Annotated in this window: 20 protein-coding genes and 1 pseudogene; 7 read left to right on the top strand and 14 right to left on the bottom strand. The window is 68.1% G+C overall.

Annotated elements, in window-relative coordinates:
• A partial coding sequence (locus tag G3O00_RS24070; RefSeq protein WP_206144539.1) for a LysR family transcriptional regulator occupies positions 1 to 787 on the bottom strand: 787 nt, incomplete at its 3' end.
• A gap of 114 nt (positions 788 to 901) precedes the next feature.
• Between G3O00_RS24070 and G3O00_RS24065 the strand changes: the two genes are divergently transcribed.
• Entirely contained in the window at positions 902 to 2,422 is a 1,521-nt protein-coding gene (locus G3O00_RS24065; protein ID WP_206144538.1) for a CoA-acylating methylmalonate-semialdehyde dehydrogenase, read from the top strand.
• Positions 2,423 to 2,481: 59 nt separating this feature from the next.
• Here the strand turns inward: G3O00_RS24065 and G3O00_RS24060 are convergent, their stop codons facing one another.
• The 8 genes from G3O00_RS24060 to G3O00_RS24025 all read right to left on the bottom strand — a co-directional run bounded on the left by G3O00_RS24060 (position 2,482) and on the right by G3O00_RS24025 (position 11,540).
• On the bottom strand, positions 2,482 to 3,366 hold the full coding sequence (locus tag G3O00_RS24060; RefSeq protein WP_041493057.1) for a MurR/RpiR family transcriptional regulator: 885 nt from the start codon (positions 3,364 to 3,366) through the stop codon (positions 2,482 to 2,484).
• 297 nt (positions 3,367 to 3,663) lie between these two features.
• A complete protein-coding gene (locus G3O00_RS24055; protein WP_206144537.1) occupies positions 3,664 to 4,836 on the bottom strand; it encodes a Gfo/Idh/MocA family oxidoreductase in 1,173 nt (390 codons plus the stop codon).
• 53 nt (positions 4,837 to 4,889) lie between these two features.
• On the bottom strand, positions 4,890 to 5,816 hold the full coding sequence (locus G3O00_RS24050) for a TIM barrel protein (protein ID WP_206144536.1): 927 nt from the start codon (positions 5,814 to 5,816) through the stop codon (positions 4,890 to 4,892).
• A gap of 32 nt (positions 5,817 to 5,848) precedes the next feature.
• Positions 5,849 to 6,862 (bottom strand): Gfo/Idh/MocA family oxidoreductase, encoded by a 1,014-nt coding sequence (locus tag G3O00_RS24045; protein WP_206144535.1) that lies wholly within the window; start codon positions 6,860 to 6,862, stop codon positions 5,849 to 5,851.
• 59 nt (positions 6,863 to 6,921) lie between these two features.
• Positions 6,922 to 7,833, bottom strand: a complete 912-nt coding sequence (locus G3O00_RS24040) for a sugar phosphate isomerase/epimerase (RefSeq protein ID WP_206144534.1) — start codon at positions 7,831 to 7,833, stop codon at positions 6,922 to 6,924.
• A gap of 76 nt (positions 7,834 to 7,909) precedes the next feature.
• Positions 7,910 to 8,935 (bottom strand): ABC transporter permease, encoded by a 1,026-nt coding sequence (locus tag G3O00_RS24035; RefSeq protein ID WP_174933963.1) that lies wholly within the window; start codon positions 8,933 to 8,935, stop codon positions 7,910 to 7,912.
• A 26-nt stretch (positions 8,936 to 8,961) separates the two neighbouring features.
• Positions 8,962 to 10,545, bottom strand: coding sequence for a sugar ABC transporter ATP-binding protein (locus G3O00_RS24030; RefSeq protein ID WP_206144533.1), 1,584 nt, complete (start codon positions 10,543 to 10,545; stop codon positions 8,962 to 8,964).
• 68 nt (positions 10,546 to 10,613) lie between these two features.
• Complete coding sequence (locus tag G3O00_RS24025) at positions 10,614 to 11,540, bottom strand: sugar ABC transporter substrate-binding protein (protein ID WP_206144532.1); 927 nt, start codon at positions 11,538 to 11,540, stop codon at positions 10,614 to 10,616.
• A gap of 317 nt (positions 11,541 to 11,857) precedes the next feature.
• On the opposite strand from G3O00_RS24025, the gene iolC reads away from it, so the two are divergent.
• From iolC to G3O00_RS24000, 5 genes are all read left to right on the top strand, one after another.
• Positions 11,858 to 13,816 (top strand): 5-dehydro-2-deoxygluconokinase, encoded by a 1,959-nt coding sequence (iolC, locus tag G3O00_RS24020; protein WP_011351733.1) that lies wholly within the window; start codon positions 11,858 to 11,860, stop codon positions 13,814 to 13,816.
• A gap of 40 nt (positions 13,817 to 13,856) precedes the next feature.
• Positions 13,857 to 15,740 carry a 3D-(3,5/4)-trihydroxycyclohexane-1,2-dione acylhydrolase (decyclizing) gene (iolD, locus tag G3O00_RS24015; RefSeq protein ID WP_206144540.1) on the top strand — a complete coding sequence of 628 codons (1,884 nt, stop codon included), beginning with the start codon at positions 13,857 to 13,859 and terminating at the stop codon, positions 15,738 to 15,740.
• 61 nt (positions 15,741 to 15,801) lie between these two features.
• A complete protein-coding gene (gene iolE, locus G3O00_RS24010) occupies positions 15,802 to 16,731 on the top strand; it encodes a myo-inosose-2 dehydratase (RefSeq protein WP_206144531.1) in 930 nt (309 codons plus the stop codon).
• Between the two features lie 28 nt (positions 16,732 to 16,759).
• Positions 16,760 to 17,575, top strand: a complete 816-nt coding sequence (iolB, locus tag G3O00_RS24005; RefSeq protein WP_206144530.1) for a 5-deoxy-glucuronate isomerase — start codon at positions 16,760 to 16,762, stop codon at positions 17,573 to 17,575.
• 82 nt (positions 17,576 to 17,657) lie between these two features.
• Positions 17,658 to 18,152, top strand: a complete 495-nt coding sequence (locus tag G3O00_RS24000) for a heme-degrading domain-containing protein (RefSeq protein WP_206144529.1) — start codon at positions 17,658 to 17,660, stop codon at positions 18,150 to 18,152.
• A gap of 53 nt (positions 18,153 to 18,205) precedes the next feature.
• On the opposite strand, the gene G3O00_RS23995 is transcribed toward G3O00_RS24000, so the two are convergent.
• The 5 genes from G3O00_RS23995 to G3O00_RS23975 form a co-directional block, all read right to left on the bottom strand.
• Positions 18,206 to 18,952, bottom strand: a complete 747-nt coding sequence (locus tag G3O00_RS23995; RefSeq protein ID WP_206144528.1) for a glucose 1-dehydrogenase — start codon at positions 18,950 to 18,952, stop codon at positions 18,206 to 18,208.
• 165 nt (positions 18,953 to 19,117) lie between these two features.
• On the bottom strand, positions 19,118 to 19,822 hold the full coding sequence (locus tag G3O00_RS23990; RefSeq protein WP_206144527.1) for an ABC transporter ATP-binding protein: 705 nt from the start codon (positions 19,820 to 19,822) through the stop codon (positions 19,118 to 19,120).
• A complete protein-coding gene (locus tag G3O00_RS23985; protein WP_206144526.1) occupies positions 19,819 to 20,577 on the bottom strand; it encodes an ABC transporter ATP-binding protein in 759 nt (252 codons plus the stop codon). The genes G3O00_RS23990 and G3O00_RS23985 overlap by 4 nt, the downstream gene beginning before the upstream one ends.
• A gap of 11 nt (positions 20,578 to 20,588) precedes the next feature.
• Positions 20,589 to 22,400: an ABC transporter permease gene (locus G3O00_RS23980; protein WP_206144525.1), complete on the bottom strand. Its 1,812-nt coding sequence runs from the start codon at positions 22,398 to 22,400 to the stop codon at positions 20,589 to 20,591.
• A 40-nt stretch (positions 22,401 to 22,440) separates the two neighbouring features.
• Complete coding sequence (locus G3O00_RS23975; protein WP_011356128.1) at positions 22,441 to 23,634, bottom strand: ABC transporter substrate-binding protein; 1,194 nt, start codon at positions 23,632 to 23,634, stop codon at positions 22,441 to 22,443.
• Positions 23,635 to 23,989: 355 nt separating this feature from the next.
• On the opposite strand from G3O00_RS23975, the pseudogene G3O00_RS23970 reads away from it, so the two are divergent.
• Positions 23,990 to 24,334, top strand: a pseudogene (locus G3O00_RS23970) (LysR family transcriptional regulator); the annotation flags it as partial.
• Positions 24,335 to 24,398 lie beyond the last annotated feature (64 nt).

Here is a 24,398-nt window from a genome sequence, read left to right as displayed (position 1 = left end):
CCAGCCGGCCGGCGTCGAGGTCGCGCTGCGCGCTGAAATCCGGTAGCAGCGCGATGCCGAGCCCGCCGAGCGCGGCCTCGCGCATCGCCTCGCTGTTGTTCGCCGCGAAGCTGCCGCGCACCGGCACGCTCACGCGTTCGCGCCGCCGGCCGTGCAGCTCGAAGCTCCAGGCGGCCGGCTCGTTGTCGCGCAGGTAGCACAGGCAGCTGTGATCGACGAGCTCGCTCGGGTGGCGCGGCGCGCCGCGCACGTCGAGGTAGTCGCGGCTCGCGACGAGCAGCGAACGCGTATCGCACAGCTTCCACGCGACGTGGGTTTGCGGCGCAGTGGTCGTATGGCGAATCGCGAGGTCGAAACCCTCCTGCGTCAGCGAATGCAGCCGGTCCGACAGGTCGAGCTCGATCTGCACGCCCGGATGCTGCCGCAGGAAATCGGGCAGGTGCGGCACGACCTGCTGGCGCCCGAGCGCGACCGGCACCGTCAGGCGCAGCAGGCCGCGCGGTTCTCCGGCGAGATCCTTCACGCGCGCGAAGTGCTGCCCGATCGACTCGAACGCGTCGCGCGTGCTGTCGACGAGCGTCTGGCCCGCGTCGGTGAGCCGCACGCTGCGCGTCGTGCGACGCACGAGCGGCACGCCGGCGGCCTTTTCGAGATCGGCGATGCGCTGGCTCATCGCGGCCTTGCTGATGCCGAGCCGCTGCGCGGCAGCGGTGAAACTGCCGGCCGCGGCCAGCACCGTCAGCGAATGGATATGCGGCCAGAGTGCCTGGACATTTTGCTGATTCATCCGGTGATTATTCAGAATTCTGAACAGTGAATCAAGCTGCGCGGCCTTCTCCCGCCCTGCACGTTTGCCTAGACTGGGCGCTGTCCACCCTCACCCGATCCCCCAGGAGACACGATGAATCCGGTTCCCGCGTACACGTCCGACACCGACGTCGGCCACTATGTCGACGGCGCGCCCGTCGCCGGCCGCAGCGGCCGCTTCCAGGACGTCCTCAACCCCGCGCTCGGCCGCGCGGTGCGTCGCGTGGCGCTCGCCGACGACAGCGAAGTGCAGCAGGCCGTCGCGTCGGCCAACGCCGCGTTCCCGGCCTGGGCCGCGACGCCGCCGATCCGCCGCGCGCGCGTCATGCACCGCTTCCTGCAACTGATGAACGAGCACCGCGACGCCCTCGCGGCAATCATCACGGCCGAGCACGGCAAGGTGTTCTCCGACGCGCAGGGCGAAGTCGCCCGCGGCATCGACATCATCGAATTCGCCTGCGGCGTGCCGCAACTCCTGAAGGGCGACTTCACCGACCAGGTCAGCACCGGCATCGACAACTGGACGATGCGCCAGCCGCTCGGCGTCGTCGCGGGCATCACGCCGTTCAACTTCCCGTGCATGGTGCCGTGCTGGATGTTCCCAGTCGCAATCGCGACGGGCAACACGTTCGTGCTGAAGCCGAGCGAGCGCGACCCGTCGGCGGCCCTGTTCATCGCCGACCTGCTCACGCAGGCGGGGCTGCCGGCCGGCGTGTTCAACGTCGTGCAGGGCGACAAGGGCGCGGTCGACGCGCTGCTCGACCACCCCGACGTGCAGGCCGTCAGCTTCGTCGGTTCGACGCCGATCGCGGCCTACGTACAGCAGCGCGCGGTGCAGTCGGGCAAGCGCGTGCAGGCGCTCGGCGGCGCGAAGAACCATCTCGTCGTGATGCCCGACGCGAACCTCGAGCAGGCGGTCGACGCGCTGATCGGCGCCGCGTACGGCTCGGCCGGCGAACGCTGCATGGCGATCAGCGTCGCGGTACTGGTGGGCGACATTGCGGACAAGATCGTGCCGCTGGTGGCCGAACGCGCGCGCAAGCTGGTGATCGGCGACGGCATGTCGCCGGAAGTCGAGATGGGCCCGATCGTCACCGGCGAGGCGTTGAAGCGCATCGAAGGCTATATCGAGCAAGGCGTGAACGAAGGCGCACAACTGGTGGTCGATGGCCGCGGGCTGCGCGTGCCGGGCCGCGAGGCAGGCTTCTTCACCGGCGGCACGCTGTTCGATCATGTGACGCCCGACATGCGCATCTACAAGGAAGAAATCTTCGGGCCCGTGCTCGGCTGCGTGCGCGTGAAGGATTTCGGCGAGGCGGTCGACCTGATCAACGCGCACGAATTCGGCAACGGCGTGTCGTGCTTCACGAGCGACGGCGGCATCGCGCGCGAGTTCTCGCGGCGCATTCAGGTCGGCATGGTCGGCATCAACGTGCCGATTCCGGTGCCGATGGCGTGGCACGGCTTCGGCGGCTGGAAGAAGAGCCTGTTCGGCGACATGCACGCGTACGGCGAGGAAGGCGTGCGCTTCTACACGCGCCAGAAGTCGGTAATGCAGCGCTGGTCGTCGAGCATCGGCAAGGGTGCCGAATTCGCGATGCCGACCGCGAAGTAACCGCCTGCCGGCACGCCGCCCGCTGCGCTGTCACGCGGGCGGTGCGCCGGCAGGATGCGTCAGCCGGCCTTCGTGCCGTGCGCGCCGTCGGCGGTCGGCAGGTACGACAGTTCGAGCCGGTACGCGAGCGCGACGAACAGGCTCTGCGCCAGGCCCATCGTGGCCGTCAGCGCGCGGAAACCGAACGTCGCGCTGTCCTGCACCATCAGCGTCACCTCGGCCTCCCGCGCCAGCGGGCTCATCCGGCTGTCGGTGATCGCGATCAGCCGCGCGCCGCGCTGCACGGCCTGCTGCGCGACCTGCACGGTTTCCTCCGCATACGGCATGAACGAAATGACGATCATCACGTCGCCCTCGCGCACCGAGCGGATCTGCCCCAGATGCATGCTGCCGAGCGCGCTGAACAAGCCGATGCGCTTGTCGGTGTGCTGCAGCGCATAGTCGAGGTACACGGCAATCGGAAACGCGCGCCGCGAACCCGCGATCCAGATCGCCTGCGTCTCGGCGAGCAGGTCGACGGCCTGCGCGAGCGCCTGCGAATCGAGCGTCTGACGCAGCTGCTGCATCCCGGCGATGCTGCCCTTGATGAACTCGTCGGCGATCTGCTCGGGCTGCAGGCTCGACGAGCCCGCTTCGATCACGTCGCGCAACCGCAGGTTGTACGCGCGTCCCGGCGCGATCTGCTGGGCGATCCCTTCGCGGAACAGCCGCTGCATCTCGGAGAAGCCGGAAAAGCCGAAGTGCTTCGCGAAACGCACGACGGCCGACGGCTGGACGCCGCACGCTTCCGCGAGCGACTGGATGCCTTCCAGGCCAAGCTGGTCCCGATGCGTTTCCACGTGGCGCGCAATCACCTTCAGGCGATTGCTGAGGCCGTCGTACTCCTGCGTCAGGTGCTGCAGGAACTGCTCGACGGTGGCGGGAGGTTTCTCGGATGAACTCATCGGATAGCGCGAAGTTGACGGCCCCGACGGGCGCGCGAGGTTGACGAACGCGGCCCGGGGCTCACCTGGATACATGCATGAAGGGCGAATTTAAACACGTTTGCGGCGCGGCCCGCGCCGCGTGCTCGCTCCCACGCGCTCGATCATCACTTGCCTACGCTCCACGGCAATACTGGAAGCGATTGTCCAACGCTCTCGCGGCGTCGTAAAGATTAGGGTGTCTACCAAGGCCGGCCGTCGGTGCGAAGCCTTGCGCGACGGGCGCGCAGCGCGCCTTCGCCGGCCCGTGCCGCCGGTTCAACGATAGTCGATCCACACGCCGCCGGCATCGGCGGAGCGCACGCAGTTCTCGACCCAGCGCACGCCTTCCACGCCCGCGTGGACGTCCGGATAGCGGATGTTCTTCAACGCCGCGGTGTCGCCACGATCGGCCGCATCCATCGCGAGCGCGAAGCGCGCATAGAGATTCGACCAGGCCTCGAACAGCCCTTCCGGATGCCCGGCACCGATGCGATCCTCGCGCAATGCGTGCGGATGCAGATACCCCATCCCGCGATCGAGCACCTGCGCGGGCTGCCCCTGCACTTCGTAGCGCAACTGGTTCGGATGCTCGTCCCACCACTCGACGCTCGCCTTCGAGCCGATCACGCGCACCTTCTGGCTGTGCATCGAGCCCGCGTTCACCGCGCTCGACCACACGTAGCCGACCGCGCCCGTGTCGTATTCCATGATCGTGAACGCGTTGTCTTCCAGCGGCGCGCGGCTCTTCACGAAGCTCTGCCGCGAACACATCAGGCGGCGGATCTTCAGCTCGGGCGCCATCACTTCGGAGATGTACAGCGGATGCGTGCCGATGTCGCCGAGCACATAGCTCGGGCCCGCGAACTTCGGGTCGACGCGCCAGCGCGCAGCCGCGCTCGCGGCCTCGACGCCCTCGCTGTGGAACCCGTGCGCGAACTGCATCTGTACGATGCGGATCTCGCCGAGATCGCCGCGCGCGATCATCTCGCGCGCCTGTTCGATCATCTGGTGTCCGGAATAACCGTACGCGACGCCGACAATCAGATTCTTCTCGACCGACAGCCGCTCCAGCGCTTCGGCTTCCTCGGTCGTGAAGCACAGCGGCTTCTCGCACACCACGTGCAGCCCCGCGTTCAGCGCCGCGCGGCAGATCTCGAAGTGCGTGTTGTTCGGCGTCGCGATCGACACCGCGCGGATGCCGTCCGGGCGGCGCGCCTCGGCATCGAACATCGTCGCGTAGTCGGCATAGCAGCGCTCGGCCGCGACGCCGAGCTTCACGCCGAACTGGCGCCCGCGTTCGGGATCGATGTCGAACGCGCCGGCGACCAGCTGGAAGCTGCCGTCGCGCAACGCGGCCGACCGGTGGCTGTAGCCGATCTGGCTGCCGAGCCCGCCGCCGACCATGCCCCAGCGAATCGAATGTCCAAGCAGAATCTGTCCGTCAATCATGATGGTGGTGTTCCAGGTCCGTGTTCAGTTCAGGGTGTGCGGGGTGCGCCGGATCAGGCGAAGCCGGCCGACGCGAGAAACGCGCGGCTCGCGGCGACGTCGCGCAAGCTCGTGCCGGCATTGCGCGGGTCGCGCTCCTGCTCGATCGTGATGTAGCCCGCGTAACCGATATCGTCGAGCGCGTGCCGGATCGACCGGTAGTCGAGCACGCCGGTGCCGATCGGGCACATCACGCCGCGCGCGCAGGCAGCGAAGAACGCGATGTGCTCGCCCATCACCGCGTCGTACACGGCCGCGTCGATGTCCTTGAAATGCACGTAGTCGACGCGCGCCGCGTGGCGGCGCAGCCAGGCCTCCGGGTCCATGCCCGAGTAGTACAGGTGGCCCGTGTCGAGACAGAGGCCGGCCGTGTCGGCCGGCACGTCGGCGACGATCCGGTCGATCTCGTCCGCGAACTCGATGTAGCCGCCCGCGTGCGGATGAATCACCGTGCGTACGCCGAATTCGTCGCGTGCGATCGTCGCGATCTGCCGGATGTGCCCGATCATCGCCGCCCAGCTTTCGTCCGACAGCCGCGGCGCACGATCGCCATGACCGGCCGCGTAGTCGCGTTCCTCGTGGCCCCAGTCCATCACGACCAGGTACGGCGCCGCGTAGCGCTGGCCGTCCTGCGTCGGCAGTTTCGGCAGCCGCGTGATCAGCGCGCAGATGTCGCGCGTCTGGCGCAGCAGGTTCGGCAGGTTCTCCGGCGATACGAGATCGTCGAAGATGGTGCCGGCGGTGATGCTCAGGCGCTGCCGCTCCAGCTCGGCACTCACCACGTCCAACTCAAGCGGGATGTAGCCGTACGGCCCGAGCTCGATGCCCGAGTAGCCGGCCTCGGCAGCTTCGGCAAGCACCTGCCGCCACGGCGGCAAGTGCGGGTTCTTCACGTCGTCGACACCCCAGCAGCACGGTGCGCAACCCATCTTCATCGTCATGTCGGTCAGTCCGGCAGGTAGGCGGCTACGGTTCAGCCGCGATAGAACGCAGGGCGTTCGGCCATCGCGATCGGCTCGACCGCCCCGCTCTTTTGCGCACGCACGCAGGCGTCGGCCGCGACCGCTGCCGCGTAGCCGTCCCAGGCAGACGGCCCGGTGAGCGCTTGCGCGCGCACGCCGTCGATGAACGCCTGCAGCTCGACGTCGTACGACGCGATGAAGCGCTCCTTCCAGTCGGTCATGATCTCGACCGATTGCCGCGCCGCATGCTTGAGCCCGACAGCCGGCGGATCGGGCAGCTTCGCGATGCCCTGCTCGCCAACCACCTCGCACTGGATGTCGTAGCCGTACTGGCAGTTCACGAAAATCTCGACGTCGATGCGTACGCCGCTCGCGGTTTCCAGCAGCACGATCTGCGGATCGGCGAGATGCGAGGACGCATGACGCGTCTTCTTCGGATAGACGACCTGCGTGCTCACGTAGTCCTCGCCGAGCAGCCAGCGCAGCACGTCGAGTTCGTGGATCAGCGTATCGGTGATCGCCATGTCGGTCGTGTAGCGCTCGCCGACCGACTGGTTGCGGTGCGCGCAATGCAGCATCAGCGGCGCGCCGATCTCGCCGCTGTCGATCACGCGCTTCAGCGCGCGATAGCCTTCGTCGTACGGACGCATGAAGCCGACCTGCACGAGCCGCTTGCCGTGCGCGATTTCGGCTTCGACGATCCGCATGCAGCCTTCGGCCGTGACGGCGAGCGGCTTCTCGCAGAACACGGGCTTGCCGTGCGCGATCGCATCGAGCACGAACGCTTCGTGCGTCGGCCCCCACGACGTGACGAGCACGGCCTGCACGTCGGCGGCCGCGACCACCTCGTGGCCGTCGCCGTAGATCTCGGCGTCGAGCCCGTACTTCGTCACCGCGTCGCGCGCCTGCTGCGGATCGATGTCGTTGACGGCCACGACACGCGCGCCGGACAGCGTGCGGGTCAGTCGGCGAATATGGTCCTGGCCGATCGCACCGCAGCCGATCACGCCGATTTGCAAGGTCATCTAAAAGTCTCCAGTCGTTCATTGGCGGCGCGGCACGCGCCGCACCGGTCAGTCATTCGTCAGCGCGCCGTGCGATCGAAATGACGATCGACGTAGCGCTGGATCGCGTCGCGCATGTAGCGCGACGACGCTTCCGCGCGGTCCTCCCACGCGAACACGCACGACGACATCACGCCGTCGAAGCCTGCCGCGCCGAGCGCGCGAAAAAACACGTCCCAGTCGATCTCGCCCTGCCCGATGTCGAGATGCTGGTGCACGCGGATCTGGTTCGAACCGGGCGGGTTCACGATGTAGCGCAGCTGGCTGCTCTTGCGATGGTCGAAGGTGTCGGCCACGCGCACGTGCGCGAGGATCGGTGCGGCCTGCGCGATCATCGCGGCCATGTCGTCGCCGTAGTAGAACGTGTGCGGCGCGATGTACGACAGCTTCAGCGACGGCGAGCCGAGGTTCGTGACGATGTCGACCGCGGGCTGCAGCTGCTCGATCCAGTCCTCCGGATGCGGCTCGACCGACAGCACGATGCGTTCGCGCTCGAGGATCGGCAGCAGCTCGTCCATCGACCGGAACCACGCGGCTTCGCACAGCTCCTTGGGGTTCGCGCCCGGCCGTTCGCCGACCGAGCGCTCGGGCGATGCGCCGCGCCCGAACTCCGACACCATCAGCGCGCACTCCATCTCGACCGCCACCTCGATCGCCTTCTTCCAGCAGCGCACCGCCCATTGCCGCTCGTCCTCGAACGGGCTCGCCCAGCGGTACATCGGCTGCAGCGACGCGAGGCCGACGCCGCTCGCGCGCATCGCCTGCCGGAACGCAGCCATCCGCTCGCGCGTCGCGCGCGGCATCACCCACCAGTCGAGAAAATCGCTGCGCGGCGACAGCTCGATCTGGTCGTAGCCGAGCTCGGCCACCGCGTGCGGCAGGCGGTCGAGCGGCAGGTGGCGAATCATGTAGGGGTCCAGCGCGATCTTCATCGAATGTCCTCGACGGTGGCGGGTGCCGGACGCAGGCGGCGGCACGTGCCGCCCTCGCCCGGCGATGCACGAAGGGTCAGCGGCGCTTCTTCTTGTTGCGGTACTGGTCGGCGATTACGGCCGCGACGATGATCGCGCCCTTGACCATCTCCTGGTAATACGCGTCGATGCGGATGAACGTGAAGCCCGACGTCATCACGCCGAGGATCAGCACGCCGATCACGGTGCCGGTCACACGGCCGAGGCCGCCCGACAGCGACGTGCCGCCGATCACGACGGCCGCGATCGCGTCGAGCTCGTACATCACGCCCATGCCCGACTGGCCCGAGATCGCACGCGCGGCCGTCACGGTGCCGGCAATCCCGCTCAGGAGGCCCGCGATCGCGTAGACGAAGATCAGGTGGCGCGTGACGTTGATGCCCGACACGACCGCTGCGTGACGGTTCGCACCGATCGCATACGTGTACTTGCCGAAGCGCGTGTAGCGCAGCACGACGTGGAAGATCGCAGCCACCACGAGAAAGATGATCACCGGGTTGGCGCCGGCGCCGATGGCCGCGAACTGGTCGGTCAGCATCGACACCGGCATCCCGTTGGTGAACCACTTCGCGAAGCCGCGGGCGGCGACCATCGTGCCGAGCGTCGCGATGAACGGCGGGATGCCCGTCATCGCGATCAGCGAGCCGTTCAGCAGGCCGACCAGCAGCCCGACGCACACGCCGGCCAGCACGGGCCAGATGATCGGCAGGTCGGTGAGGTGCGGAAACACCGCACGCGGGAAGTCGGACACCTGCGCGAGACTGGCCGACACGACTGCCGCGGCGGCCACGACCGAGCCCGACGACAGGTCGATCCCGCTGGTGATGATCACGAGGTTCACGCCGACCGCGATGATGCCGATCACGGCCATCTGCAGCACGATGATCTCGAGCCGCTCGGTGTTGAACAGGAAGCTCTGGCCGACGACGATCCAGCCGACGATCTCGAAGAACAGGCTGATGCCGACGAGCACCAGGAAGATGCTCAGCTCGGGCGGCCACTTCGTGTGCCGCGTCTTGATGGTCATGGTCTGCGCATCCGCGACCGGGTTCATGTTGCCCATTTCCTTGTCTCCAATCTTGGTTCGGCTCAGCGCGACGCGAGATCCATGATGCGGACCTGGTCGGCGTCCTTGCGATCGACGATGCCGGTCATGCGCCCTTCGTGCATCACCATCACGCGATCGCTCATTCCCAGCACTTCCGGCATCTCCGACGAGATCATCAGCACCGCGACACCCTTGCCGGCGAGCGCGCTGACGAGCCGGTGGATTTCGGCCTTCGCGCCGACGTCGATGCCGCGCGTCGGTTCGTCGAGGATCAGGATGCGCGGCTGCGTGAGCAGCCACCGGCCGATCAGCACCTTCTGCTGGTTGCCGCCCGACAGGTTCTGGATCTCCTCGTGCAGCCCGGGCGACTTCACGCGCAGCATCCGGCTCATTTCCTCGCAGTCGCGTTTCAGTTGCGCCTGCCGCACGAAATTGAACTTCACGTAGCGGTTGCTGAGCACCGCCGCTTCCATGTTCGCGAGCAGGTCGAGATTCAGGAAGCAGCCGGTGTCCTTGCGGTCTTCGGTGAGAAAGGCCATCCCGTATTTCATCGCCTGCGCGGGCGTCGTGATGCGCACCGGCTTGCCGTCGATCCGGATCTCGCCCGACGTGGCCGGCACGACGCCGAACAGCGCCTCCGCGACGTTCGAACGCCCCGAGCCGACGAGGCCGGCCACGCCGAGGATCTCGCCCGCGCGCAGCTCGAAACTCACGTCGCGGAACACGCCGTCGACGCCGAGGTTCTTCACCGACAGCACGACGTCGCCGATCGGCACCTCTTCCTTCGGGAACATCTGCGTGATCTCGCGCCCGACCATCATGCGGATGATGTCGTCGCGCGTGACGTCGCTCGATGCATGCGTGCCGATGTATTTGCCGTCGCGGAACACCGAGAACTCGTCGGCGATCTCGAACAGCTCGTTCATCTTGTGCGTGATGTAGACGATGCCCTTGCCCTGCTCGCGCAGCTGGCGAATGATCCGGAACAGGTGCGTGACTTCCTTGTCGGTCAGCGCGGAAGTCGGCTCGTCCATGATCAGCACGTCGGAGTCGAACGACACGGCCTTCGCGATCTCGACCATCTGGCGGCTCGCGACCGTCAGCGTGCGCACGTCGGTTTCAGGATCGATGTCGATCGACAGCCGTTCGAACAGCTCGGCCGTCCGGCGGCGCAGCGCGGCGTGATCGATCAGGCCGAAACGGTTCTTCGGTTCGCGGCGGATCCAGATGTTCTCCGCGACCGTCATGTACGGCATCAGGTTGAGTTCCTGGTGAATCATCGCGATGCCGCGGTCGAGCGCATCGAGCGGGCCGTTCAGCACGACGGGTTCGCCGTTGATCAGGATCTCGCCCTGGTCGGGCGTGTAGACGCCCGCGATGATCTTCATCAGCGTCGACTTGCCCGCGCCGTTCTCGCCCATCAGCGCATGGACGGTGCCGCGGCGCACGCGGAACTGCACGCCGTCGAGCGCGACGACGCCGGGAAAGGACTTGCCGACGCCGCGCACCTCGAGCACGCAGTCGGCCGCGGAAGAAGCCGGCGGGGCCGACGAGCCGGTCGAGCCGGACGAAGCGGCCGGCGCATCGTCGCCGGCCATCGGGCGCGCGACTCTGGCTGTAAACATGGACGTTCCTCGACAAGTCGTGCGCGAACCCGGTCGTGCCGGGCCCGCGCCATTCAACGGATCACCGGTCAGTGCTTCGCGTACTGGGCCATGTTCTCGGGCGTCACGAGCTCGAACGGCACATTCACATAGCGGTCGACGGGCTGTTTCTTCGCGAGCTTGAGCGCGGCCGCGACGGCCTGCTGGCCCTGCCCCGCTGCGTTCTGGTACACGGACACCTTCAGCTCGCCGCTCTTCATCGACGCGAGGCCGTCCGGCGTCGCGTCGATGCCGGCGACGATCGTCTTCGGCGTCAGCTTGCGCGCGGCCTTCAGCGCGTTGATCGCGCCGATCGCCATCTCGTCGTTGTTGGAGATGATCGCGTCGAACTTCGTGCCGGAGCTCAGCCAGTTCATCGTGATGTCCTGGCCCTGCGTGCGGCTCCACTTGCCTTCGCGCTTGTCGACGATCTTCATGCCCGAGCAATCCTTCGTCGCGATCACGTCCTCGATGTCTTTCGTGCGGGCGCGCGCCGATTCGTTGGACAGCTCGCCCATCAGCACGAGGATGTCGCCCTTGCCGCCGAGCAGCTTGCACACCTGGCGCGCCTGCAGCGTGCCCGACTGCTTCTCGTCGGACGCGACGACCGCGACGCCGGCCGGCAGCTTGTCGAAATCCACCGGCTTGCGGTTCACGTACACGAGCGGGATCTTCGCGGCGGTCACCATCTTGGTGATCTTCGGCGTCGCGTCGGTATCGACCGCGTTCACGATGATCGCGTCGACCTTCTGCGCGATCATGTTCTGGACCTGGCTCAACTGCTTGCCGACGTCGTTGCCGCCGTCCTCGATCTGCACCGTCGCGCCGTCCTTCTTCGCTGCGTCGGTAATGCTGTTGCGCAGGATGGTCAGGAACGTGTCGTCGAACGACGCCATCGTCACGCCGATCTTCTCGGCATGCGCGAGCGGCGCAGCCAGGATCGCGGCGGCCGCGACGGCCATCAGCTTGGTCTTCATGATCAATCTGTCTCCTCATCTCCGGGGGGCGGAAGACGGCGCGTTGCGCGCCGCCGGGCCGAGTCCGATCTGGTCCGATCGGGACTGAAGCATCCGGATGAAACTGTAGATCACTTCCTCGAAATTTTGGAAATTTATTTCTACGTGATTTCACCTAGGGAACTGGATTTCCAAAAAGTCTAGACTCCGTTCCGTAGCCCGATTCCTTGCGGCAGGCAGTCCCGCGTCGTGCAGCACACGTTGCGGATCGTCTCCAGAGGTTCGGTCCCCTAATCCGCCGGCATCGCCGAACGCCGGCCGCGAGCGTGACACGTGATATGAGCCTGCTGAACTTTCCGAGTGACCGCCCCATCGATCTCGCCTGCCTCGGCCGCGTGGCCGTGGATCTCTATGCGCAGCAGTACGGCAGCCGCCTGGAGGACGCGCGCAGCTTCCAGATGTATCTCGGCGGCTCGTCCGGCAACGTCGCGTTCGGCGTGGCCCGGCTGGGGCTGAAGACCGCGATGATCTCGCGCGTCGGCGACGAGCAGATGGGCCGCTTCCTGCGCGAGACGCTCGAGCGCGAAGGCTGCGACACGAGCCAGCTGCAGACCGACCGCGAGCGCCTCACCGCGCTGGTGCTGCTCGGGCTGAAGGATCGCGACACGTTCCCGCTGCTGTTCGTGCGCGAGAACTGCGCGGACATGGCCGTGCGTGCCGACGAGATCAGCGAGGACTTCATCGCCGGCTGCCGCGCGCTCGCGATCACCGGCACGCACCTGTCGACGCCGGGTACGCGCGAAGCGTCGCTGACCGCACTCGGTTATGCGCGCCGCCACGGCGTCGTGCGGATTCTCGACATCGACTACCGGCCCGTGCTGTGGGGGCTGACCTCACGTGGCGCGGGCGAAAACCGCTACGTGCCGGACGCGCAGGTAACGCGGCAGCTGCAGCAGGTGCTCGGCGAATTCGACCTGCTGGTCGGCACCGAGGAAGAATTCCTGATCGCGGGCGGTGTGCCGCACGACGTGATCGGCTCGTTGCAGGCGGTACGCAAGATCACGAACGCGACGCTGGTCGTCAAGCGCGGCGCGCTCGGCTGCTGCGTGATCGAGGGCGACATTCCCGCCCGCATCGACGATGCGCCGACCTTCCTCGGCGAACGCGTCGAAGTGCTCAACGTGCTCGGCGCGGGCGACGCGTTCCTGTCAGGCCTGCTGTCGGGGCTGCTGCGCGGCCGCGACTGGGCCGAGTCGACGCGCATCGCGAACGCGTGCGGCGCGATCGTCGTGTCGCGCCACGCGTGTTCGGCCGCGATGCCGACGCCGGCCGAACTCGCGCACTGGTTCGACGGCAGCCGCAATCCGGTGGTCGACGCCGACCACACGCTCGCACACCTGCATCGCGTGACGGTGCCGCGCCGCGAATGGGACGACCTGTGCGTGATGGCGTTCGACCATCGCAGCCAGTTCTACGAACTCGCGGTGCAGGCCGGCGCGGACGAAGCGCGGATCAAGACGCTGAAGCGCCTGCTCGTGCGCGCGGTCGAACAGGTCGAGCGCGATCGTCATATCGAAGGCCACGTCGGCGTGCTGATCGACGGCGGCGGCTACGGCAGCGACGCGCTTGCGTCGGCGACCGGGCGCGGCTGGTGGGTCGGCCGCCCGGTCGAGCTGCCGGGCTCGCGGCCGCTGCGTTTCGATGAAACGCGCTCGGTCGGCTCGTCGCTCACCCACTGGCCGACCGAACAGGTCGTGAAGTGCCTCGTGCACTATCACCCGGACGACCAGGTCGACCTGCGCGTCGAACAGGAGCAGCGCGTGCTGGAACTGTGGGAAGCCACGCGCGCCAGCGGCAACGAACTGCTGCTGGAAATGATTCCGCCGCGCGCGGTTACGCCGGCCGGTACCGAGGACGACGCGGTGCTGCGCACGATCGCGCGCTTCTACAACCTCGGCGTGATGCCCGAATGGTGGAAGCTCACGCCGCTGAGCGCCGACGGCTGGACGCGGCTTGCCGCGCTGATCGCCGAACGCGACCCGCACTGCCGCGGCGCCGTGATCCTCGGGCTGAACCAGCCGCTGCAATACCTCGTCGACAGCTTCCGCTCGGCGACCAACCCGATCGTCAAGGGCTTCATGGTCGGGCGCACGCTGTGGGCCGATGCGTCGCTGAACTGGTTCGCCGGCCGGATCGACGACCAGGCGCTGATCGACGAAGTCGCCGGCAACTTCGCGCAACTGGTCGACGCGTGGCTCGGCCGCCGTGCCGCGGCCGCCCGCGCCGCCGCGGCCTGACGCGACGCCTGCGATGACCCATTCCTCTTCACCGACCGACATGACCTCTACCGTGAGACTGACCGTCAGCCAGGCGCTCGTGCGCTACCTGGCCGCCCTGCGCGCCGAAGTCGTCCAGCCCGACGGCCGCACCGAGATCCTGCCCTACTGCGGCGGCGTGTTCGCGATCTTCGGCCACGGCAACGTGGCCGGGCTCGGCGAGGCGCTGCACGCGGAAAAAGACCGCCTGCCGACCTTCCGCGCCCACAACGAGCAAGGGATGGCCAATGCGGCCGTCGCGTTCGCGAAAGCGAATTTCCGCCAGCGGATGATGGCCGCGACGTCGAGCATCGGCCCCGGCGCGACCAACATGCTGACGTCGGCCGCGCTCGCGCACGTCGGCCGGCTGCCGCTGTTGCTGCTGCCCGGCGACGTGTTCGTGTCTCGGCTGCCCGACCCCGTGCTGCAGCAGGTCGAGGATTTCGAACAGGGCGACGTCAGCGCGAACGACTGCTTCCGGCCGGTGACACGCTACTTCGACCGGATCACGTCGCCCGAGCAGTTGCTCGTCGCGCTGCCGCGCGCGATCCAGGTGATGACCGATCCCGCGCAGTGCGGCCCGGTGTGCCTCGCGCTGCCGCAGGACGTGCAGACCTTCGCGTATGACTGGCCCGAGGATTTCTTCGCGCCGCCGGTGATCCGGATGCGCCGGCCGCCGGCCGACGCGCTCGAACTCGCCGATGCGCTCGACGTGCTGAAAGCCGCGAAGAAACCGCTGATCGTCGCGGGCGGCGGCGTGCTGTACAGCCAGGCATGGGACGCGCTGCGCGCGTTCGCCGATACGCATGGCGTGCCGGTCGCCGAATCGCAGGCCGGCAAGGGCAGCCTCGCGTGGGACCATCCGCTGAATCTCGGGTCGATCGGCGTGACGGGCTCGCCTGCCGCGAACCGTGCGGCCGCGCAGGCCGACGTGGTGTTCGCAGTCGGCACGCGGCTGCAGGATTTCACGACCGGCTCGCATGCGCTCTACGGCAACGCGACGCTGTTGAGCCTGAACGTGCAGCCGTTCGACACGGGCAAGAAACGTGGCCGTCAACTGGTGGCCGACGCGCGCACGGGCCTCGGCCAGCTGTCGGCCGCACTGGCCGGCTGGCAGGCCGACCCGGCATGGACCGCAAGCAACCGCGACCAGGCCGCCGCATGGAACGCGCGCGTGACCGAACTCACGACGCGCGTGCCGAATGACACGCTGCCGTACGACGCGGAAGTGATCGGCGCGGTGCGCGATTCCGCAACCGACGCGGGACTCGACAGCGCGCGCGACGACCTCGTCGTATGCGCGGCCGGCACGCTGCCGGCCGAGCTGCACAAACTGTGGCGCAGCGGCGTGCCGGGCAACTACCACATGGACTATGCGTACTCGTGCATGGGCTACGAGGTCGCAGGCGGCCTCGGCGCGAAACTCGCGCGGCCCGAGCGCGAAGTGATCGTGATCGTCGGCGACGGCTCGTACATGATGCTCAACGCGGAACTCGCGACGTCCGTGATGCTCGGCCGCAAGATCATCGTCGTGATCCTCGACAACCGCGGCTACGGCTGCATCGAGCGGCTGCAACTGAATTGCGGCGGCGCGAGCTTCAACAACATGCTCGACGACTGCGTGCCGGAGGGCGGCGAGCGCTCGACGATCGATTTCGCGATGCATGCGCGCGCGATGGGCGCCGAAGCCGTGCACGTGCGCGACATCGGCGAGCTGCGCAGCGAGATGAAACGTGCCCGCGCGGCGAAGACGAGCCAGGTGCTCGTGATCGACACCACGCACCAGCGCACGACCGACGACGGCGGTGCGTGGTGGGAAGTCGCGGTGCCGCAAGTATCCGAACGCGCCGGCGTCGACGCAGCACACCGCGCGTATCTCGATGCGAAGACCCGGCAGCGGCGCTGATCGCGCGCACGGCCCACGCACCCTCCCCGCGACAAACACATTCGAACCAAGGAATCACGTCATGAGCTGGAACGTCCGCATCGGTATCAATCCCCTGTCGTGGATGAACGACGACCTGCCGTCGCTCGGCGGCGAGACGCCGCTCGAAACGGCGCTGAAGGAAGGCGCCGAAATCGGCTACGCGGGCTTCGAGCTCGGCAACAAGTTTCCGAAGACGGGCCCCGAGCTGAAGGCGAAGCTCGCCGAGTTCGGGCTCGTGTGCGTGTCCGGCTGGTATTCGGGCTTCCTCGCCGAAGTCGCGCCGGGCATCAGCGACGCCGATGCGGTCGCCGCCGAGATCGAGCGCTGCCGCGCGCACATGACGAAGCTGCAGTACAACGACGTGAAGGTGGTGGTCTACGGCGAATGCGCGGGCACGATCCAGGGCAACATCGACACGCCGGTCGCGAAGCGGCCGCGCTTCGTCGACGACGCAGCCTGGCAACGCTACGCGGCGCGCCTCGACGCGTTCGGCGCGCACCTGCTCGACACGTACGGCATCAAGCTCGCCTACCATCACCACATGGGCGCGTACGTCGAGTCGCCCGACGACGTCGACCGGCTGATGGCGCTGACCGACCCGGCGAAGGTGTTCCTGCTGTTCGACACCGGCCACGCGTATTTCGGCGGCGCAGCCGACCCGGTCACGCTGTTGAAGAAGCATGTATCGCGCGTGGTTCACGTGCATTGCAAGGACGTGCGGCCGCAGGTCGTCACGCAGGCGCGCAACGATGGCTGGAGCTTCCTGAATGGCGTGATCAACGGCACCTTCACGGTGCCGGGCGACGGTGCGCTCGATTACGACGCGACGCTGCGCACGCTGAAGGACGCCGGATACGAAGGCTGGCTCGTCGTCGAGGCCGAGCAGGATCCGGCCGTCGCGCCGAGCTATGCGTATGCGAAGAAGGGCTACGAATCGCTGCGCGCGATCGTCGACCGGTTGAGCGCATGAGCCCTACTCTATTGCGGAGCCCCACCCCATGACGATTTCTCCCCTGCTGGTCAAGGCCTCGGCCGACCGCGAGATCTGCAACGTCACGCCCGAGTCGGCCGGCTGGAAGCACGTCGGTTTTCGGGCACTGCGCCTGAAGGCCGGCGACACCGAAACGCTCGACACCGGCGCGCGCGAACTGTGCGTCGTTGTGCTCACCGGCACGGTGCGCGCGGAGGTCGACGGCAACGCCTACGATGCGCTCGGCAAGCGCGACAGCGTCTTCGAGGACGTGTCGCCGGACGCGCTGTACGTGCCGGGCGGCAAGACGGTCACGCTGGTCGCGACGCGCGATGCAGAAATCGCGCTGTGCACCGCGCCGTACGCGAGCGGCGACAAGCCCGTGCAACGCCTCGACGGCGAACGGATGCGCCGCTCGGTGCGCGGACAAGGCACCAACACGCGCTACGTGTGCGACATCCTGATGGGCGACAACCCGGCGGCCGACCGGCTGCTCGTCGTCGAGGTCGTCACGCCGGCCAGCCATTCGAGCAGCTATCCGCCGCACAAGCACGATCGCGACGCCGCGCCGGAAGAAACCTCGCTCGAGGAAACCTATTACCACCGGATCGATCCGCCGCAGGGTTTCGCGTTCCAGCGTGTGTACACGGACGACCGCAGCCTCGACGAAGCGTGCGCGGTCGAGGACCACGACGTCGTGATGGTGCCGCGCGGCTACCACCCGGTGGTCGCGCCGCACGGCTACAACCTGTACTACCTGAACGTGATGGCCGGCCCGAGCCGCGCGTGGGCGTTCAAGAACGATCCCGCGCACGAGTGGATGCTCGATGCACCGAAGCGCTGATGGAACGACGGGCCCGCGCACGGCCCGTGACGATGCGACGCCCGGCATGCGCACCCAGAGCCGGCGGCGCCACGGAGCCGCCATGGTGACGACCCTCTTTCGCCTCGAACCCCATCCCTTCGACGACGACGCGTCGAACCCGGCGCTGCCGCGCTTCGATGCGGCCGTCGCTCGCCGGATGGGTGAAATCGCTGTCAACCTTGCCTCGCGCCGCGGGCTGCCGATCGCGGTGAGCATCGTCGGCGAGCAGGCGCCGCTGTTCTACTGCGCGCTCGACGGCAGCCACGCCGGCGACAGCGAAGCGATCCGCCGGCGGCAGAACACGGTGTTGCACTTCGGCCTGAGTTCGCTCGCGGTCGGCGAGCGCTTTCGCCGTGCCGGCTGGTCGCTGCAGTCGCAGGGGCTGTCGGATGACGACTATGCGCTCGACGGCGGCGGCGTGCCGTTGCGGATCGCCGGCACCGGCATCGTCGGCGCGATGACGATCGCGGGGCTCGACTCGGCGCACAATCACGCGCTCGTCGTCGAGAGCCTGCAGTGGCACGTCGGCCGTTACGCGCTCGCGATGCACGCGTAACGAAACGGGCGGCACGACCGGCGCGGGCGCGCCGCCGCACCGCCGTTGCCGGATCAGTTCAACCCGCCGCTCACGACGAGATGCTCGCCGGTCATCCAGCGTGCATCGTCCGATGCGAGGAACACGGCCACCGACGCGATGTCGTCCGGCTCGCCGAGGCGGCCGAGCGGCGTCTCGCTGCGCACCTGCTTGTCGAGATCGGACCCGATGATGCCCGCGCTGTGCGTGCCCTCGGTCACGACCATCCCCGGGTTGATCGCGTTCACGCGAATCTTGCGCGGGCCGAGTTCGAGCGCGAGCACGCCGGTGATCGCGTCGACCGCGCCCTTGGTGCCGCTGTACACGGCGCTCGCGGGCGGCGTGATGCTGGTCACCACCGAGCTGATGTTGACGATGCTCGCGCCTTCGCCGAGATGCTTGACGGCTGCCTGGGTCATCAGCAGCACACCGAACACGTTCGTGTCGAACTGACGGCGGTAATGTTCTTCCGTGATCGCCTCGATCGCGCCGAATTCGTACACGCCGGAATTGTTGACGAGCACGTCGAGACGGCCGTACGTGTCGATCGCGGTATCGACGATGCGCTGTGCATCGGCCGCCTTCGACACGTCGCCGCCAACCGCGACCGCACGGCCACCGGCTTCGACGATCGCGCTGACGACCGCGTCGGCGCCCGCCTTGCTGCTCGCGTAGTTGACCACGACCGACGCGCCTTCCGCGGCCAGCGCCTTCGCGATCGCCGCGCCGATGCCCTTCGATCCGCCCGTGACGATCGCTACCTTGTTTGCCAGCTTGCTCATGATCTCATTCCTCAGTCAGAAGACGCTTGATGGATGGTGCCGGTTGCCGGGTTGTTGCGTCGATGCGCAACCGGTATGACTGGCAATTTACTGTGCGGTGCGGCGGCGATAAAGCGGCTCGACACGAATTGACTGGCGGAGTTTCCCGAACAATCGCGCGCGCCGTCAGCCGGCGCTCAGCCATGCGTTCGCGACCTCGCCGCCCAGGCCGTCGAGTGCACCGTCGTAGACGATCCGTCCGCGCCCCATGACCGCGACACGTCGCGCGAGCCTTGGCGCGAACTGCAGCCGCTGCTCGATCAGCACGATCGCGACACCGTCGGCCTGCAGCGCGGCGAGGCATGCGCCGACTTCGTCGACGGCCAGCGGCGCGAGCCCCTCTGCCGGTTCGTCGACGATCAGCACGCGCGGCTGGCCGGCCAGCGCCCGCACCAGCGCGAGCACCTGCTGCTCGCCGCCCGACAGCCGCCCCGCTTTCACGTCCGCGCGTGCGGCCAGCAACGGAAAGCGGTCGAACAACCGTTCGAGCGCCGTGCGCTCGGCCGCGCCGCTGGCGCCGCGCAGCCCGAGCCGCAGGTTGTCACGCACCGTCAGCAGCGGGAATACGTCGCGGCTTTCGGCGACGTAAGCCACGCCGCGCCGCGCGATCTCGAACGTGCGTGCGCCCACGCATTCGGCGCCGCCGATGCGCACGGAGCCTGCCGTGCGCACGAGCCCCATCACGGCCTTCGCGAGCGTCGAGCGCCCCGAGCCGTTGCGGCCGAGCAGCGCGAGCGTCTCGCCGGGCGCCAGCGCGAGATCGACGCCGTCGAGCACGGGTTGCAGCCCGTACCATGCGCGCAGGTCGCGAATGTCGAGCAACGCGCTCATGGGCCGCCCTCGCCGAGATAGGCGGCACGCACGGCCGGATCGGTGCGGATCGCATCGGGCGCGCCGGTCGCGACCACCGTGCCGCGCACGAGCACCGTGATGCGTTCGGCGAAGCCGAACACCGCATCCATGTCGTGCTCGATCAGCAATACCGTGCGGCCCTGCGTCGTCGCACGAATCAGCGCGATCATGCGCGCCGCCTGCGCACGGCTCATGCCGGCCGTCGGCTCGTCGAGCAGCAGCGTGCGCGCGCCGCTCGCGAGTGCGATCCCGAGATCGAGCGCGCGCTGTTCCGCGTAGCTCAGCTCGGCGGCCGGCGTGTCGCGGTGTGCATCGAGGCCGATGTCGTGCAGCACGCGCTCGGCCGCGAGATCGACCGACGCCGATTCGCGCAGCCGGTTCCACCAGCGGCGCCGCTCGGCCGGCGCATGCAGCGCCGCGCAGCGCAGGTTGTCGAACACCGTCAGCCGCGCGAACGCGCTCGTCTGCTGGAAACTGCGGCCGATGCCGAGCCGGCTCGCGACGACCGGCCCGCGCCCGCGCAGCTCGACACCGTGCAGCACGACGCGCCCGCGCGTGGGCCGCACCGCACCGGCGATCACGCCAAACAGCGTCGACTTGCCCGCGCCGTTCGGCCCGATCACGCTCAGCAGTTCGCCAACGGCGAGGGTCAGGCTCGCGCCGTCGAGCGCAGTCACGCCGTCGAAGCGGCGCGTCAGGCCCTCCACGTCGAGCAAGGGTCGATGAGTCGTCATTGCGTGTCTCCTCACACCGTGCCGAGCAAGCCTTGCGGCCGGAACCGGACGAGCAGCAGCAGCACGAGGCCGTAGATCAGCATCCGGTAGTCGGCCGCCCAGCGGAACAGCTCGGGCAACCCGATCAGCGCGATCGCACCGGCGATGCCGCCGAGCACGTTGCCGAGCCCGCCGAGGATCACCATCGTCAGCGCGAGGATCGACACCTGCGAATCGAAGGTCTGGTGATTGATGTAGCTGTACAGATGCGCGGCAATCCCGCCGCTCACACCGGCCGCGACGCCGCCGACCGCGAACGCGATCGCCTTGTAGCGGTTCGGCGCGATGCCGTGCGCGCGCGCGGCAACGTCGTCCTCGCGCACCGCCCGCAGCGTGCGGCCGAGATGCGAGCGCAGCAGCCGCACCTGCACGAGCGCGAACACGACGAGCACGGCGAACGTGAACCAGTACGCGGCCCGCGCGGTCGTCGCCCACGGCAGCGGTGCGATGCCGGTGATGCCGAGCGGCCCGCGCGTGAGGCCGTCCCAGTTCAGGATCACGAGGCTCACCACTTCGCCGATGCCGAGCGTCGCGATCGACACATAGTGCCCGCGCAGCCGGAATGCTGGATAGACGAGCAGCGTGCCGAGCACGGCCGTAATGACGCCCGCGCACGGGATCGTCACGGCCGGCGACCAGCCGAGATCCGACGACAGCAGCGCCGACGCATACGCGCCGATCACGAGCAACGCCGCGTGGCCGAGCGAGATCTGCCCGACCGTGCCCGCGACCAGCGTGAGGCTCAGCGCGAGCAGCCCGTACAGCCACGCGTTGGTCAGCGTCTGCAGCACGTACGGCGATGCTCCCAGCCACGGCAGCACGGCCGCCAGCGCGACCAGCGCGACGAGTACCGGGCGCGGCACGCGCACGGCCTTCGCGGCCGCGAGGAAGGTGCCCGTCATCGGCTCGGGCGGCAGCGCGCGGTTCGCGCTGAACAGGCCGTTCGGCCGCCATACGAGGAACACGATCAGCAGCCCGAACGCGAACAGGTCGCGATAGCTGGTACCGAACAGCGCAACGCCGTAGCTTTCGACGAGACCGAGCAGCAGGCTGCCCGCGATCGCGCCCGGCACGTTGCCGAGCCCGCCGATCAGCAGCGCGACCACGCCCTTCAGCGTGGCCTGGAAGCCCATCGCCGGATCGATGCTGTTGTAGTACATGCCGACCAGCAGCCCGCTCACGCCGCCGAGCGCGCACGCGATCGCGAACACGGTCTGGTTCACGCGGTCGACGTCGACGCCCATCTGCAGCGCCGCATCGCGATCCTGTGCGGTCGCACGCACGGCCCAGCCGAGCCGCGTGAAGCGCAGGAAGCCGTACAGCAACGCGGCCGCCGCGATGCCGATACCCGCGATCAGCAGGTCGAGCGAGCCGAGCGTCGCGCCGGCGATCCGCAGATGCCAGTCGGGCAGCGGCGTCGGCACCGCGCGCGGGTCCGCGCCGAACGCGAGCTGCGCAAGCTGGTCGAGAATGAAGCTGATGCCGATCGTCGCGAGCAGCGGTGCGATGCGTGCCGCGTGACGCAGCGGCCGCAACCCGATCCGCTCGATCGCGACGCCAAGCGCGCCGCAGCCTATGACGACGGCCGCGAGCGCGACCGGCAGCGGCAACCCGAAGCGCGTCAGGCACAGCCAGCCGATGAACGCGCCGACCATGTAGACCGAGCCGTGCGCGAAGTTGATCAGGTGCGACACGCCGAAGATCAGCGCGAGCCCGACCGCGAGCAGCGCGTAGATGTTGCCGACGATGAGGCCGTTGAGCGTGTAGTCGAGCCAGGAAGCCATCACGATGCGTCCGATGCGTGCATGCTGTTCAGGTTCCGGTTCAACGCGCAGCGAGCTGCGGTTTTGCGCCGTCCCACAGCGCCCACTGCCCCTGCTTCACGACGAGATACACGGTGCGTGCGCCGGCGACGCGACGCGTCTGCGGATCGAAGCGCACCTTGCCGAAGATCACGCTCGGCACGTCGCTGATTTTTGCGAAGCCGTCGTGCGCGGCCTGGCGCGTCGTGCCGTAGCGGCGCAACACCTCGGCCGACAGGATCAGCGCATCGTAGGCGCGCGCGACGAACGAATCGGGATCGGCGTGGAATTTCGCGCGATAGCGCTGCACGAACGCCTGCACCTCGGGGCGCGGCTCGGCCGGGAAGAAGTTAGATTCGGTATAGACGCCGTCGACGGCCGCGCCGCCCAGTTCGAGGAATTTCGGCGAGTACACCGAACCGACTGCCGCGATCGGCAGCGTGACGCCGGAAGTGCGCGCCTGCCGCACGATCTGCGCGCCGTCCGCGTAGTACGAGATCAGCACGATCGAATCGGGCTTCGATGCGCCGATCCGCACGAGCGTCGAGCGGAAATCCTTCTCGGTCGGTTGATACCCTTCGGCCGCGACGACCTGCGCGCCGAGCCCGGCCACCGCCTTCGCGAAGATGTCCTTGCTGGTGCGGCCCCAGTCGGTGTTCAGGTACAGCACCGCGATCCGCTTGAAGCCGAGTTCCTTCACCGCGTAGCGTGCGAGCAGCGGCTGCTCCTCGGCCTGGCTCAGCGCGGTGCTCCACAGATAGTCACCGCCCTTCGTAAAGTCCGGATGCGAGTTCGTGAAGCCGAACTGGATCAGCTGCCCGCGCTGGTAGATCGGCGACGCGGCCATCGACGTCGCGCTGGAGAAGTCGCCCAGCTCGATCGCGATGCGCGGATCGGCGACGAACTTCTGCGCGATCGCCACCGCCTGGCGCGGATCGCTGCGGCTGTCCTGAAAGTCGACGGCGAGCGGACGGCCATGAATGCCGCCGCTACCGTTGATCTCGTCGAGCGCGAGATCGAAGCCGCGTTTCCATTGTTCGCCGTACTGCGCATCCTGCCCCGTGAGCGGACCGCTCACGCCGATCACCACCGGCTCGCCCGACACACCCGCCGCGAGCGCGCCGCCCGTCGACAAGCCCCATGCGGCAGCGAGCGCCGCCACCGTGCCCAGCACGCGCCGCCATGCACCGCGTGCGTCGTTCCCCGAAACGTTCATGCGTCCCCCAGCTTCAGTCAGTCGAAAAGAGTGAGGGCATGTAACCATCCGGTTCAGGACGATCCAACGAAGTTTTGCGCATATCGATATCGTGCGCAGCGCGAAGGGTTGGGGGCTCGCGAACGCTCGCCTGCACGCCCTGCATCGCGCGATGTGCCGGCATGGATCGCATCACGTTGATTCGATTGGCGTTTCGTTCACGTCACCCGTCGAAACCGACCCACACGCTCGCACCACCGGGCATCGCGACGATCGAGCGCTTCGCAGTTTTCACGCTGTCGATAGCAAAAATCATTATATGAATCGCGCATGCTCACACTTCTACAATGCGCAAATCGCATCATCGGAAGGTGTCATGGAGCTGCATCAACTCGAAGCCTTTTCCGCGGTCATGTCGGCCGGCAGCGTGACCGGCGCGGGCGAACTGCTCGGCCGCTCGCAGCCGGCCGTCACGCGACAGATCCAGGAGCTCGAAGCCGATCTAGGCTACGCGCTGTTCGACCGCCACGGCCCGCGCGTCACGCCAACGCGGCGCGCGTTCCTGCTCTACGAGGAAGTCGAGCGCTCGCTGGTCGGCCTGCGTGCGATCGAGGCGCGCGCCCGGGCGCTCGGCGCTGAAACCGCCGAACCCGTCCGCATCGCGGCAACCCCTTCGCTCGCGGCCACGCTCGTGCCGGCCGCACTCGCCGCGCTGCCCGACGGCGCCGACACTCCCGACGCCGCCGACGCCTAGCTTTGCCCCGGTAAAACGCAGTTGCGCCCCA

The sequence above is a fragment of the Burkholderia sp. Ac-20384 genome (assembly GCF_017104605.1).
Taxonomy (GTDB): domain Bacteria; phylum Pseudomonadota; class Gammaproteobacteria; order Burkholderiales; family Burkholderiaceae; genus Burkholderia; species Burkholderia lata.
The sequence above is the reverse complement of the archived record's forward strand: the minus strand, read 5'-3'. Positions and strand labels throughout refer to the sequence as shown.

Coding starts and splice junctions, on each gene's coding strand:
- G3O00_RS24065 (WP_206144538.1), top strand. CDS start 902: ATGAATCCGGTTCCCGCGTACACGTCCGACACCGACGTCGGCCACTAT.
- G3O00_RS24060 (WP_041493057.1), bottom strand. CDS start 3,366: ATGAGTTCATCCGAGAAACCTCCCGCCACCGTCGAGCAGTTCCTGCAG.
- G3O00_RS24055 (WP_206144537.1), bottom strand. CDS start 4,836: ATGATTGACGGACAGATTCTGCTTGGACATTCGATTCGCTGGGGCATG.
- G3O00_RS24050 (WP_206144536.1), bottom strand. CDS start 5,816: ATGACGATGAAGATGGGTTGCGCACCGTGCTGCTGGGGTGTCGACGAC.
- G3O00_RS24045 (WP_206144535.1), bottom strand. CDS start 6,862: ATGACCTTGCAAATCGGCGTGATCGGCTGCGGTGCGATCGGCCAGGAC.
- G3O00_RS24040 (WP_206144534.1), bottom strand. CDS start 7,833: ATGAAGATCGCGCTGGACCCCTACATGATTCGCCACCTGCCGCTCGAC.
- G3O00_RS24035 (WP_174933963.1), bottom strand. CDS start 8,935: ATGGGCAACATGAACCCGGTCGCGGATGCGCAGACCATGACCATCAAG.
- G3O00_RS24030 (WP_206144533.1), bottom strand. CDS start 10,545: ATGTTTACAGCCAGAGTCGCGCGCCCGATGGCCGGCGACGATGCGCCG.
- G3O00_RS24025 (WP_206144532.1), bottom strand. CDS start 11,540: ATGAAGACCAAGCTGATGGCCGTCGCGGCCGCCGCGATCCTGGCTGCG.
- iolC (WP_011351733.1), top strand. CDS start 11,858: ATGAGCCTGCTGAACTTTCCGAGTGACCGCCCCATCGATCTCGCCTGC.
- iolD (WP_206144540.1), top strand. CDS start 13,857: ATGACCTCTACCGTGAGACTGACCGTCAGCCAGGCGCTCGTGCGCTAC.
- iolE (WP_206144531.1), top strand. CDS start 15,802: ATGAGCTGGAACGTCCGCATCGGTATCAATCCCCTGTCGTGGATGAAC.
- iolB (WP_206144530.1), top strand. CDS start 16,760: ATGACGATTTCTCCCCTGCTGGTCAAGGCCTCGGCCGACCGCGAGATC.
- G3O00_RS24000 (WP_206144529.1), top strand. CDS start 17,658: ATGGTGACGACCCTCTTTCGCCTCGAACCCCATCCCTTCGACGACGAC.
- G3O00_RS23995 (WP_206144528.1), bottom strand. CDS start 18,952: ATGAGCAAGCTGGCAAACAAGGTAGCGATCGTCACGGGCGGATCGAAG.
- G3O00_RS23990 (WP_206144527.1), bottom strand. CDS start 19,822: ATGAGCGCGTTGCTCGACATTCGCGACCTGCGCGCATGGTACGGGCTG.
- G3O00_RS23985 (WP_206144526.1), bottom strand. CDS start 20,577: ATGACGACTCATCGACCCTTGCTCGACGTGGAGGGCCTGACGCGCCGC.
- G3O00_RS23980 (WP_206144525.1), bottom strand. CDS start 22,400: ATGGCTTCCTGGCTCGACTACACGCTCAACGGCCTCATCGTCGGCAAC.
- G3O00_RS23975 (WP_011356128.1), bottom strand. CDS start 23,634: ATGAACGTTTCGGGGAACGACGCACGCGGTGCATGGCGGCGCGTGCTG.